The 12,534-nt window shown below is 71.3% G+C and carries 11 protein-coding genes and 2 tRNA genes; 8 read left to right on the plus strand and 5 right to left on the minus strand.

Features of this window, described 5'->3' with window-relative positions; genetic code table 11:
- Positions 1-34 precede the first annotated feature (34 nt).
- The 5 genes from HOO61_RS05635 to HOO61_RS05655 all read left to right on the plus strand — a co-directional run bounded on the left by HOO61_RS05635 (position 35) and on the right by HOO61_RS05655 (position 7,197).
- Entirely contained in the window at positions 35-2,287 is a 2,253-nt protein-coding gene (locus HOO61_RS05635; RefSeq protein ID WP_172257634.1) for an EAL domain-containing protein, read from the plus strand.
- Positions 2,288-2,333: 46 nt separating this feature from the next.
- Positions 2,334-3,761: a glycosyltransferase gene (locus HOO61_RS05640; protein WP_172257636.1), complete on the plus strand. Its 1,428-nt coding sequence runs from the start codon at positions 2,334-2,336 to the stop codon at positions 3,759-3,761.
- A 1-nt stretch (position 3,762) separates the two neighbouring features.
- On the plus strand, positions 3,763-4,074 hold the full coding sequence (locus HOO61_RS23685; RefSeq protein WP_216658555.1) for a hypothetical protein: 312 nt from the start codon (positions 3,763-3,765) through the stop codon (positions 4,072-4,074).
- Between the two features lie 128 nt (positions 4,075-4,202).
- A complete protein-coding gene (locus HOO61_RS05650; RefSeq protein ID WP_172257638.1) occupies positions 4,203-6,050 on the plus strand; it encodes a phosphoenolpyruvate carboxykinase (GTP) in 1,848 nt (615 codons plus the stop codon).
- A gap of 139 nt (positions 6,051-6,189) precedes the next feature.
- Entirely contained in the window at positions 6,190-7,197 is a 1,008-nt protein-coding gene (locus HOO61_RS05655; RefSeq protein ID WP_172257640.1) for a TrmB family transcriptional regulator, read from the plus strand.
- Between the two features lie 180 nt (positions 7,198-7,377).
- On the opposite strand, the gene HOO61_RS24475 is transcribed toward HOO61_RS05655, so the two are convergent.
- From HOO61_RS24475 to HOO61_RS05665, 3 genes are all read right to left on the minus strand, one after another.
- Positions 7,378-7,503 (minus strand): hypothetical protein, encoded by a 126-nt coding sequence (locus HOO61_RS24475; protein ID WP_301538948.1) that lies wholly within the window; start codon positions 7,501-7,503, stop codon positions 7,378-7,380.
- 166 nt (positions 7,504-7,669) lie between these two features.
- Positions 7,670-7,763: transfer RNA gene (locus HOO61_RS05660), tRNA-Ser, on the minus strand.
- Positions 7,764-7,826: 63 nt separating this feature from the next.
- Entirely contained in the window at positions 7,827-8,321 is a 495-nt protein-coding gene (locus tag HOO61_RS05665; RefSeq protein WP_172257642.1) for a hypothetical protein, read from the minus strand.
- A gap of 48 nt (positions 8,322-8,369) precedes the next feature.
- On the opposite strand from HOO61_RS05665, the gene HOO61_RS05670 reads away from it, so the two are divergent.
- Positions 8,370-8,454, plus strand: a tRNA-Ser gene (locus HOO61_RS05670).
- Positions 8,455-8,533: 79 nt separating this feature from the next.
- Here HOO61_RS05670 and HOO61_RS05675 read toward each other — a convergent pair.
- Positions 8,534-9,235 carry a class F sortase gene (locus tag HOO61_RS05675; RefSeq protein ID WP_172257643.1) on the minus strand — a complete coding sequence of 234 codons (702 nt, stop codon included), beginning with the start codon at positions 9,233-9,235 and terminating at the stop codon, positions 8,534-8,536.
- Between the two features lie 28 nt (positions 9,236-9,263).
- Positions 9,264-10,088, minus strand: coding sequence for a DUF4397 domain-containing protein (locus HOO61_RS05680; RefSeq protein ID WP_172257644.1), 825 nt, complete (start codon positions 10,086-10,088; stop codon positions 9,264-9,266).
- A 209-nt stretch (positions 10,089-10,297) separates the two neighbouring features.
- Between HOO61_RS05680 and HOO61_RS05685 the strand changes: the two genes are divergently transcribed.
- Together HOO61_RS05685 and HOO61_RS05690 are read left to right on the plus strand one after the other, a co-directional pair.
- Positions 10,298-11,167, plus strand: a complete 870-nt coding sequence (locus tag HOO61_RS05685; protein WP_172257645.1) for a MoxR family ATPase — start codon at positions 10,298-10,300, stop codon at positions 11,165-11,167.
- Positions 11,164-12,528, plus strand: a complete 1,365-nt coding sequence (locus HOO61_RS05690) for a VWA domain-containing protein (RefSeq protein ID WP_172257646.1) — start codon at positions 11,164-11,166, stop codon at positions 12,526-12,528. Before HOO61_RS05685 ends, HOO61_RS05690 begins: the two co-directional genes overlap by 4 nt.
- The last annotated feature ends 6 nt before the right edge of the window (positions 12,529-12,534 follow it).

A 12,534-nucleotide genomic window follows, 5' to 3' on the forward strand; every position in this document is an offset into this window, starting at 1 on the left:
CGCGCGACGTCGCCCCCGCCACTAGGCTGGCGGGGTGCGACGCCGTGTCTCGGGGACCGCCGCGCCCGGGTCCTCCCCCTCCGACCTCAGGCGAGGCAGCCCTGCCCTGGCCGCGCCCTTCGGTGTGGTGGCCGCGCTCGGCCTCTTCACCGTGCTGCTCCCGCCCTACGAGCGGCCGTGGTGGGTGGCCGCCCTCGCGGCCCTCCTGCTGGCGGTGGTCGTCGTGCTCTTCGTCGTCAGCCGGCGTCGACCCGAGCGAAGCTGGCTCGATCCGCTCCCCGCCTTCCTGCTGTTCCCGTACGCCGCCCTGGTGAACGACGCGGCCGGGGCGAGCAGCGGCGGCTCGTCGTCGGGCATGACGGTGCTGCTCCTCGTCCCGATCCTCTGGATGGCCATCACCGGCACTCCGCGGGAGCTGTGGTTGGCCAGCGGCCTGGCCGTGGCCACCCTCGTCGTGCCGGTCCTGGTGATCGGGCCGCCCGACTACGCGCTCGGCGACTGGCGCCGCGCCCTGATGTGGGGTGCGGTCGCGCTGGTCCTCGCGCCGGTCCTCCAACGGATCGTGCGCGACCTGGAGCGGCAGAGCCGGCGTGCTCGCGTCTCCAACGAGCGGGTGGAGAAGCTGTTCGACGACGCGCCGCACGGCGTCGCGCTCCTCGACCCGTCGGGCTCAATCATCCGCGTCAACATCTCGATGGCCGTCCTCGTGGGCCTCGACCCTCCCGACATGGTGGGGCACCGCCTCGCCGACTTCGAGACGCCGGGCGAGACCAGGATCGAGGACCACCTCGGCCGGCTCCTGGCCTATCGCGGCGACTCCCTGCAGTCGGAGTGCAACTTCCGTGACTCCGGCGGCAACGACGTGCACGTGTCCCTGAGCAGCACCGTGGTCGGCGACGCGCAGATGGGCGAGATCGTGATGGTCAACGTCGTCGACATCTCCGACCGCCGCCGCTACCTCGACCGCCTCGCCCACCTCGCGGACCACGACGTCCTCACCGGCCTGGCCAACCGCCGTCGCTTCGAGAACGAGCTCGACCGGCACCTCGACCGCTGCCGTCGCCACGGACCCACCGGCGCCCTCCTCCTGCTCGACCTCGACAACTTCAAGCAGGTCAACGACACGCTCGGCCACAACGCCGGCGACCAGCTCCTCGTCACGATCGCGGGGCTGCTGCGTCGATCCATCCGCAGCACCGACGTCGTGGCCCGCCTCGGCGGTGACGAGTTCGCCATCTTGCTGACCGACTGCGAGCAGGTCGACGCCGAGCGCGTGGCCGGTCTCGTCGTCGACCGCATCGCCACCCACGCCGCCACCCTCGACGGCGTGGCGCGCCGGGTCACGGCCAGCGTCGGCGCGGTGACGTTCCGGGCCGCCTCGGAGCACGCGGCCGACGTGCTGGCACTCGCGGACATGACGATGTACGACGCCAAGGAGGCCGGTCGCAACCAGGCGGTCGTCCTGTCCGAGGGCGACGAGCGGGGGCCTCGCACCGCGGCCCGGCTGCAGTGGCAGAGCCGCATCGAGGCGGCGCTCGCCGAGAACCGGTTCGAGCTCCACCTGCAGCCGATCATGGACATCGCGAGCGGCCGGATCAGCTCCGCCGAGGTGCTGCTTCGCCTGCGCGACGAGGGGGAGCTCGTGCCGCCGTCACGGTTCGTCTACATCGCCGAGCGCGTGGGCCTCATGCCGCAGGTCGATGCCTGGGTGGTCGACAAGAGCCTCGAGCTGCTGGCGCGGATGCGTCGTGACCACGACCCGGCGTTCGAGTTCGAGGTCAACCTGTCGGGCCACTCCATCGGCAACCCCGACATCGAGAAGGCGATCGTCGCCTCGCTGGAGAGGCACGGCGTCGAGCCGCACGCGCTGATCCTCGAGATCACCGAGACCGCGGCGGTGGCCGACGTCGCGCTGGCGCGGACCTTCGCCGAGAGGATGACCGAGCTCGGCTGCGCCTTCGCGCTCGACGACTTCGGCGCCGGCTTCGGGTCGTTCTACTACCTCAAGCACCTGATCTTCGACTACGTCAAGATCGACGGGGAGTTCGTGGCCCACGTGCACGAGTCGGCGGTCGACCGGACGATCATGCGCTCGATCGTCGGCATCGCCCGCGACCTGGGCAAGCGCACGGTGGCCGAGTTCGTCTCGGAGCCGGAGATCCTCGAGGTGTGCCGCGACGAGGGCGTCGACTTCGCCCAGGGCTACCTGATCGGCAGGCCCGTGGCCTTCGACGAGTTCGTCCGCGACTTCATGCCATCCGCCGTCGGGACGGCGCCGAACGACTGACGGCCCGGGGCGGGCACCCGACGGGGGGAACAGGAGATTGACGTACATGCGGTGGCTTCAACGGTCGGTGGGCCTGGCGATCATCGGTGCAGCAGCACTGGGCGCGGGCACCCTGTGGGTCGCCGTCGCCGCCGGAGACCCGGAGGCGGGCCGCGCCCCCGACGAAGGGCTGCTGTTCGGCATCTGGCGGGTCTTCTACGACACCGAGATGCCCGCTCCCCGGGTGCTGCTGGCCGCCGTCGGTGTGGCCCTGCTCCTCGCGGCGGGTGTCGCCGGCATCGAGCGGCGGCTCCTCACCCGGGCCCGCCGGAGCGAGGACGGCAACCGGATGCCGCTCGCACCCAAGCTCGTGATGACCGAGACCCGCGGGGAGTACGCCGGTCCGGTGATGATCACCGTCCTCATCCCGGCCCACAACGAGGAGGGCTGCATCTCCGAGACCCTGGCGTCCCTGCAGTCGCAGTCGCTGCCGCCGGCCCGGATCGTGGTCGTCGCCGACAACTGCACCGACGCGACGGTTCGGCTCGCCCGGGAGGCCGGTGTCGACGTCTTCGAGACGGTGGACAACACCCACAAGAAGGCGGGCGGCCTCAACCAGGCGCTCGCCGAGGTCCTGCCCGGCCAGGGCGACAACGACTGTGTGATGGTCATGGACGCCGACACCACCCTGGACGCCGGCTTCCTCGAGGGCGCGGCCCGTCGGTTGACCGACGACCGCGCGCTGATGGCGGTCGGCGGCCTGTTCTACGGCGAGGACGGCTTCGGCCTGATCGGTCAGTTCCAGCGCAACGAGTACACCCGCTACCAGCGTGACCTGCGGCGTCGGCGGGGCCGGGTCTTCGTGCTGACCGGCACCGCGTCGGTGTTCCGTCCGCGAGCGCTGCGCGCGGTGGCCGAGGAGCGGGGCAAGATCCTGCCCGGCGTCCCCGGCGACGTCTACGACACGGTGGCCCTGACCGAGGACAACGAGCTGACCATCGCCCTCAAGACCCTCGGCGCGCTGATGATCTCGCCGAGCGAGTGCACCGTGGTCACCGAGGTGATGCCGACGTGGCGGTCCCTGTGGGCCCAGCGGCTGCGCTGGCAGCGAGGAGCCCTGGAGAACCTCGGCGCCTACGGACTGCGGCCGCAGACCTTCCGCTACTGGATGCAGCAGCTGGGCATCGGCTACGGGGTCATCGCCCTCGGGTCCTACCTCGCGCTCATCATCCTCATGGTGCTGGCGACGTCGAACTGGGTGTGGTTCCCGTTCTGGATCGGCATCGGCCTGGTCTTCACCCTCGAACGCGTCGTGACGGTGTGGCGGGGCGGCTGGAAGGCGCGGTTGCTGGGGCTCTCCCTCTTCCCCGAGCTCTTCTACGCGATGTTCCTCAACATCGTCTACCTCAAGGGCATCTGGGACCTGTCCCTGGCGAGGCAGGCCACGTGGAAGCACGTGGTCCAGACCGACTCCGGCGTACGGGTGGAGAACTGACGTGGCCATCCCGACCGTGCTGCTCCCCGCCGTCGTCCCGGCCCTCGTCCCCATGGGCGTGCTGCTGCCCGACAGCATCCTGCGCAACGACGTCATCGCCGTGCTCGCGGCCTTCGTCGCGATCAACACGATCGTCTACGTCACGCTCGCCGTGGCCAAGATCCTCCCGAAGTTCTACCTCCGCGACTGGCTCGCGGCCGGCAACCGCCGCGCGGAGACCCGCAGCATCCATCCCGACGCCCCGGTCGGGGGACCCACGGGAGGTTCGCTCGGCGACCGCCTCACCCAGCCGCACCGGCGTACGCGGGAGTAGCGAGACGCACGTCACAGGTCTGTGATCGATCCAATATGTGCGCCGATTCACGAGCGTTAACGTCCGCGACAAGTCGCCGACAACGAGGCCGCGCGAACAACCCGCGACGCAAGCTGTGAGGAACCGGCATGACCGCAACGATCGACACCCAGACGACGCCACCGACCACGCACCCAGGCATCCTCGCCTGGGTCAACGAGGTGGCCGAGCTGACGCAGCCCGACGCCATCCACTGGTGCACCGGCTCCGACGAGGAGTGGGCCCAGCTCACCGCGTCCCTCGAGGCGACGGGCACGTTCACCCGCCTGAACCCCGACATCATGCCCAACTCGTTCCACGCGGCCTCCGACCCCACCGACGTGGCACGCGTCGAGGACCGCACCTACATCTGCTCGGTCGACGAGCGTGACGCCGGGCCCACCAACAACTGGATGGACCCGGAGGCGATGAAGGACCTCATGCGCGGGCTCTACGCCGGCTGCATGCGGGGTCGCACCATGTACGTCATCCCGTTCGTCATGGGCCACCTCGAGGCCGAGCACCCGATGTTCGGCATCGAGATCACCGACTCGGCCTACGTCACGGTCTCGATGCGCGTCATGGCCCGCATGGGCACCGACGTGCTGCGCCGCATCGAGGAGCTCGAGGCAGCCGGCGAGGCCCCGCAGTGGGTGCCGGCCCTCCACTCGGTCGGCATGCCGCTCGAGCCCGGCCAGGCCGACGCCGCGTGGCCCTGCAACGACACCAAGTACATCGTCCAGTTCCCCGAGGAGCGGATGATCTGGAGCTTCGGCTCCGGCTACGGCGGCAACGCCCTGCTCGGCAAGAAGTGCTACGCGCTGCGCATCGCCTCGGTCATGGCGCGCGACGAGGGCTGGCTCGCCGAGCACATGCTCATCCTCAAGCTGACCTCGCCCCAGGGCGTGACCAAGTACGTCGCCGCGGCCTTCCCGAGCGCGTGCGGCAAGACCAACCTGGCCATGCTCAAGCCCACCATCCCGGGCTGGAAGGTCGAGGCCATCGGCGACGACATCGCCTGGATGCGGATCGGCGAGGACGGCCGCCTGTGGGCGGTCAACCCGGAGTTCGGCTTCTTCGGCGTCGCGCCGGGCACCAACGAGCACACCAACCCGCACGCCATGGAGACCATCCGCAGGGGCAACTCGGTCTTCACCAACGTCGCGCTGACCCCCGACGGCGACGTGTGGTGGGAGGGCCTGGAGAACACCCCGGCCGAGGCCACCAGCTGGAAGGGCGAGCGCTGGACGCCGGAGCTGGCCGAGGAGACCGGCGAGCTGTCCAGCCACGCCAACAGCCGCTACTGCACCCCGATCAAGCAGTGCTCGATCCTCGCTGACGAGTACGACGACCCGCGCGGCGTGCCGATCGACGCGATCCTCTTCGGTGGCCGCCGCAAGACCACGATCCCGCTGGTGACCGAGGCCCGCGACTGGAACCACGGCACGTTCATGGGGGCCACGCTCTCCTCGGAGACCACCGCTGCCGCGGTCGGGGCCGTTGGCGTCGTACGCCGCGACCCGATGGCGATGCTGCCGTTCATCGGCTACAACGCCGGCGACTACTTCGGCCACTGGGTGGGCATCGGCAAGGACAACGACGCCGCCAAGCTGCCGAAGATCTTCTACGTCAACTGGTTCCGCCGCGGTGACGACGGTGGCTTCCTGTGGCCGGGCTTCGGCGAGAACAGCCGTGTCCTCAAGTGGGTCATCGAGCGCATCGACGGTCAGGCTGCCGCCGTGGAGACCCCCATCGGGCACGTCCCGGCGCCGGGCTCGCTCGACATCGACGGCCTCGACCTCACCGAGGACGAGCTCGCCCAGGCCCTCGCCGTCGACGCCGAGGAGTGGAAGGCCGAGCTGCCGCAGATCCAGGAGTGGTTCGAGAAGTTCGGCGACGACCTCCCGGCCGTGCTCTGGAGCGAGCTCGACACGCTGAAGGCGCGCCTCGACGCCTGACCCGCGCCTCGCGACACCGACCCGCCGCCCGGGCCTCCGGTCGGCGGGTCGGCGCATTTCCCGGTCGTCCGCGGAGGTGGCAGTTGGGGCTGGTGTGGCACCATCCTCCCCAGGGGATGTCGGTCGAGCGGAGTGAACCATGCCCTTGGGGCCTGATGAGCGGATCGTCTTCGAGGAGCAGGCGACCCCCCTCTACGAGGAGATCGTGACGTCCGGCGGCATCAACGCCGCCGACACGCGCATCGCCAAGGGGGGCGAGCTGCATGCCGCCTTCGCCCTGCTGGTCGACGTCGGCTTGGTGACGAAGGGCGACGACGGACGCACGTGGACCGCTGTGGACCCCGCCGCCGTTCAGGCACGGGTGGTCGCTCCGCTGGGCCAGCAGGGTGCCGAGCTCATCGCGGAGTCCGCCCACTGGGCCAACGCCTTCAACACCGTCTCGCACGTGTGGCGTCGCTCCCCGAGCGCCGTGGGAGGTCCCTTCGCGGAGATCCGCGGGCTCGCCACCATCGGCAACTTCCTCGCCTCGCTCGTCAGCGACGCGGAGGAGGAGCTGCTGACCGCCCAGCCGCAGTACCGCCGGGGCGTCAAGCAGCTCGACGCAGGTGTCGGCGCGCGCGACATCGCCGCCCTCAAGCGGGGCGTCAAGATGCGCACCCTCTACCAGCACGCCGCGCGGCGCAGCGCGGACACCCGCAAGTACGTCGCCGCGGTGACCGCTGCGGGTGCGGAGGTACGCACCCTCGACGAGTTCTTCAACCGCCTCATCGTGGTCGACCGTCGGGTGGCGCTCATCCCCGGCCACGAGGGCACCGACTCGGCGATGGTGATCAGCGACAGGTCGATGGTCGGCTACCTCGTCGACATGTTCGAGCGGCACTGGGAGCGGGCTCGGCCCTTCACCAGCAGCGAGACCTCGCTGATGCGCGACATCGCCGCCGAGCAGCGGGCGATGACGATCCGGATGCTCCTCGAGGGTCGGGCGGACCCGGCCGGCGCCAAGCGTCTCGGCGTCAGCCCGCGCACCTATGCCGCCTACGTGGCGGACCTGAAGAGCGAGTTCGAGGTGGAGACGAGGTTCCAGCTCGGCTACGAGATGGGCAAGCGCGGCATCTCCGGCCGGGAGGCCGACACCCCGTCCGCCTGAGGCGTTGGGTCCGGCACCTGCGGCCGGGCAAAAGGGGGAGGGCAGCACCTCCGAGGAGGTGCTGCCCTCATGCCGGGACTGGCCTGTGGGGGAGGCCGTCGGACCAGAACTCGTGGGGGGTTGAGGGGTCCGTGTCCCAGCTCTTCATTGCGTGCCCATCATGGCACGACTGGCTTCGGTTCAGCGGATGACGGCCCGCCCCCAGCTGGTGTCTCCGGCGTGGGCCGGCGCAGCGCCGATGGCGGCGACACCGAATCCGAGAACTGCCACGAGTGCGGCGGCGGCGATACGGCGTACTGGGCTCATGGGGTTTCCACCTCTTGGGTCATGTCACAGGGGATGACTCGTCCATTGTCGCCCACCGTGCGCAGCCACGTCCCGTCCAGTCGACTGCAGGTCTGTGCATTGCAGGTTCCTGCAAATACACGCACGGCAGACCGGCCGGCCCCCTCCGGGCGGAGGGGGCCGACACTGGCGGAGGCGGAGGGATTTGAACCCTCGATGGGGTTTTAGCCCCAAACCCGCTTAGCAGGCGGGCGCCATAGACCGGACTAGGCGACGCCTCCATGCCCGACCGGGGCCGGGCGCACAGAAGGTTACAAGGCTCGGCGGTCGTGCGCCGAATCAGGTCACAGTTTGCGGAGGCCGTGTCCGCGCTGGAGGTGGTCCTGGACGTCGCGCACGAACGCCTCGCGGTCCACTGCGAGCATCTCGACGGGGATCGTGGTCGTACGCCCGTCGCGCAGGCGCAGCACCACGACCGGAGCCTCGACGACCGTGGTGGTGACGGCGTCCTCGACGTCCTTCCACCGTGCGGACGCCGCCCCGACGCCGCGCACCCACTGCACCCGGTAGCCCTCGGACGTCATCCGCACCACCCAGCCCTTCGTGCGCCACACCCACCAGCAGGCGACGAGCACCGCGACGGTGAGCAGCACCGGGACCAGCAGGAAGACCGTGTGCAGGTCGAGGACCGCGATCGCCAGCGTGCTGGCCAGGATCAGCACGGCGACACCGCACAGCACGACGCCCAGCAGGCGCGCCGCGACAGCAGGGGCGAGGCGGTGGACGGTGGCGGTCTCGGTCGTCACGCCGAAGATTTCATCACGCGCCTGGTGGTCCATGGCGGTTGGGTAGAGTCCCGCGGTGTGCGGCGCCCCGGCGTCGTACGAGGAGGGGTGCCGGAGCGGCCGATCGGAACCGCCTTGAAAGCGGTCGTAGGGAGACCTACCGCGGGTTCGAATCCCGCCCCCTCTGCAGAGCACGAGCGGAGCGAGGGCTCCGCAGAGGCATCTTTGACCCAAGGAGCGTGAGCGCAGCGAGCGCTCCGCCGAGCTCACGCCGGTACGGCGGTGACCACCAGGTTCTGCTGGTAGCCACCGGCCTGGGGGAGGTACGGGCCGGTGCAGGTGACGAGCCGCAGCCGCTCGGGGCCGGTGCGGGCGAACACGTCCGCCGACAGTGCTTGTCGGTCGAATGTCTCGATGCTGTCGACCCGGTAGGTCCGGAGGGAGCCCGAGCCGGTGGCGACCTCGACCCGGTCGCCGACGGCGATCCCCCGGAGGTCGGCCAGCGGTCCGACGCCGAAGCGTCGGGAGTCGACGTGCCCCGCGAGCACCACGGACCCCCGGTCTCCCGGGGCGGCCCCGAAGCGGTACCACCCGAGGACCCGCGGGTCGGCGGGGAGCTGCATCTGCCTGTCCCCGCCCACGCCGACCGGGCGGACCGCGGCCTCCAGCCCGAGGGCGGGCACCCGGACGCGCGTGGGGGTGGGGGTGCGACGTGCCGGTCGCGCGCCGAGCGAGGCGTCGGTGCGTCCGACGGTGGACGCTGAGCGGCCGACGTCCCCGGGGGAGCGTCCACCCCCGTCCCGGACGGGCGGAGTGCCCGTCTTCACCGCCGAGGCGGCGGCGTCGCCCCGGACCTGCGCGACGTCCTGCAGGTCGTCGCTCCCGGTGGCGACGACGAGGCTGAGCAGGAGCCCGATGACCGCAGCGGTGGCCACGGCCCACCAGGCGCTCCTGCCCAGCCTCGTCATGCTGTCGCTCCTCGACGGTTCCGGGCCGTCAGCGGCGCGTGCGCGCCGGGACGAGCCGGGTCGCGGCCAGGGCGAGCGCCGCGAGCGATCCGGCAGCGAGCGCGAGAGCCCACGGCGGGGTGCCCCCGCCGAGCGCGGCCGCGCCGGTCTCCCCGCCGGGCACGCCGGACGGAGCCGAGTGGAGCCCGTCGATGGTCTGCACCGCGAGGTCGAGGTTGCCGTCCTCGGCCGAGCCCCAGGCGTACACGATGGTCGCGGTGCCCTCCGTGAGCTGCAGGTCGGCGGGGCCGAGGACTGCCTCGTTCTCCCCGGCCAGCGTCACATCAGCGGAGTAGCCCCCGGCCGGGACGTCAGCGGACGCCTCGTCGGGGTTGGCCAGGTCGGGGAACAGCACGTCGCCGTCGGCCCGGACGTCGACCGCGGGCGCCGCGGCGGTGTGGCGCACCACGACGCGCGCCTGGCCGGCCTCGGTCGACGACACGTCGTTGACGAACGGGGTGAGGACGGGGTTGCCGTCGGAGTCGAGGTGGGCCACCACCGTCGCGTTGGCGCCGGCCGGGACCTCCACGCCGTTCGCCTCGATGGCGGGCTGGCCGCTGCCCGGGGCGTCACCGTCCGCGAAGACCTGGAGGTCGTAGGTGCCGGCGGGCAGCTGGAGGGGATCGGTGAGGGTGCCCGGCGTGAAGTCGGGGATCAGCTCCTCGCCGTTGGCGTAGACGTCCACGGTCAGGCCGGGGACGGCGTGCAGGACGGACACGGTCGCCTCGGCCTGGGAGGCGGAGGCGGGCGCGGACATGGCAGCGGGCGCGGCGAGCAGGGCAGCGGCCGACAGCAGGGCGGTGGTCTTCTTCATCGGGCTGTTCCTTTCGTGGGGGTACCTGATGCCCTCGGTTCGGAGCGGCCCTCACCTCGGATGGGAAACTTGGACAAAAACCTGTACATCTTGTGGAGGTTCGGTCATGCCGCGAGCTGTAACGCCGGGTTGGTGCAACTACCCACCCAGATGCATCAGGGGGGCTACAGGCAGCAACCCGGCGTTACAGCGGCGGCTAGGCTCGCCCGGTGACGACCTGGTTCGAGTCCCCGGACGACGCTGCGACCCGGTTGCGCGAGGTCGGCTACCTCACCGACGACGCCACGGCGCTGACGGCGTACCTCGCCGGGGCGCTGGAGAAGCCGCTGCTCATCGAGGGTCCCGCGGGTGTCGGCAAGACCGAGCTCGCCAAGGCGGTGGCCCGGGCGACGGGCGCGGAGCTGGTGCGGCTGCAGTGCTACGAGGGCCTCGACGAGGCGCGGGCGCTCTACGAGTGGAACTACAAGAAGCAGCTGCTCCGGATCCAGGCGTCGGGAACCGACCAGGCGTGGAGCGAGACCCACGACGACATCTTCACCGAGGAGTTCCTGCTCACTCGGCCGCTCCTCAGCGCGATCCGGCGCGACGACCCGACGGTCCTGCTGGTCGACGAGGTCGACAAGACCGACATCGAGGTGGAGGGCCTGCTGCTCGAGGTGCTGAGCGACTTCCAGGTCACGATCCCCGAGCTCGGCACGGTCAGCGCGACGCGCCGCCCGTTCGTCGTGCTCACCTCCAACGCCAGCCGCGAGCTCTCCGAGGCGGTCAAGCGCCGCTGCCTGTTCCTGCACCTCGACTACCCCGACGCCGAGCGCGAGCGCGCGATCGTCACCGGACAGGTGCCGCGACTCGACGACCGGGTCGTCGCCCAGCTCGTCGACGTCGTCGTACGCCTGCGGGAGCTGGAGCTGAAGAAGGCGCCCTCGATCGCCGAGTCCGTCGACTGGGCGCGCACGCTGGTGGCGCTCCAGGTGGGCGACCTCGACGAGGCCACGGTCGCCCGCACGCTCGGCGTCGTGCTCAAGCACGCCTCCGACCTGCAGCGCGCGGCCAGGGAGCTCAAGCTGGCCGCGAGATGAGCCTTCTCGACACCCACATCGGCTTCGTCGAGGCGCTGCGCTCGGCGGGCCTGTCGGTGTCGCTGGCCGAGGGCCTCGACGCGATCAGCGCGCTGGAGAAGGTGCACTGGCACGACCGCGAGACCGTGCGCGCCGCGTACGCCGCCACGCTGGTGAAGCGGCAGCCCCAGCGGGTCACCTTCGACGCGGTCTTCGACATCTGGTTCCCGCGACTCGTCGGCGGCGGCGTCGCCGGGGGCGGCCTCGAGCCGGCGTCCGCGCCGCAGGACACCGGGGCCGACCTCGAACGCTTCCGGGAGGCGCTGGCCGACGCCCTCGCCTCCGGCGACCAGCAGGCGTTGCAGGACCTTGCAGTCGAGGCGGTCGCCCGCTTCGGGGCGATGCCCGGGCGCGGACCCGGCCTGTCGAGCTGGTCGGCCTACACCTCGCTCCAGCGGGTGTCGCCCGGCGAGCTCATGGACCGGCTCGTGCAGGGGCTGCTCGGCCAGGGCATCGACGACCAGCAGGCCCAGCGGGTGGCCGGTCGCCGGATCGGCGACTTCACGCGCCTGGTCGAAGGAGACGTCCGCCGTCGCATCGCCGAGGAGAAGGGGCCCCAGCACGTCACCGACGTGACCGTCCGCCCGACCATCGACCGGCTCGACTTCACCGCCGCCCGCCGCAGCGACCTGGAGGAGATGCGTCGCGAGATCTACCCGCTCGCCCGTCGGCTCGCAGCCCGGCTCACCAAGGAGCAGCACGCGCGTCGGCGCGGACCCCTCGACGTACGCCGCACCGTGCGCGCGTCGATCGCGACGGGCGGGGTGCCGCTGACCACCCACCACCGCCCGAAGCGTCCGCACCGCACCGACCTGGTCGTCCTCTGCGACGTCAGCGGCTCGGTGGCCAACTTCGCGCAGTTCACCCTGATGCTGGTGTTCGCGCTGCGGGAGGCGTTCAGCGGTGTGCGCGCGTTCACCTTCGTCGACGACGTCGTGGAGGTCAGTGACAGCTTCCGGCCGGGTGCCGACGTGGTCGAGGTGATGGAGTCACTGGCCGGGCGCATCTCGCAGGCCGCGATGTGGGGGCGCACCAACTACGGGCGGGCCCTCACGCGGTTCGCCGAGGAGCACCCCGACGCGGTCGGGCCGCGGTCCTCGCTGCTGGTGCTGGGCGACGGCCGGTCCAACTACAGCGACCTCGCGCTGCCGGTCCTCGGCGACCTGGCCGGGCGGGCACGGCACGCGTGGTGGCTGAACCCGGAGCACCCCCGCCACTGGGGCACGGGTGACAGTGCCGCCGACCGCTACGGCGAGATCGTGCCGATGGTGGAGTGCCGCAACCTCGCACAGCTCGGCGAGTTCGTGCACGGCATCGTCTGACCGGGC

It is taken from the genome of Nocardioides sp. zg-1230 (genome assembly GCF_013155335.1).
In the GTDB taxonomy this organism is placed as follows: Bacteria; Actinomycetota; Actinomycetes; order Propionibacteriales; family Nocardioidaceae; genus Nocardioides.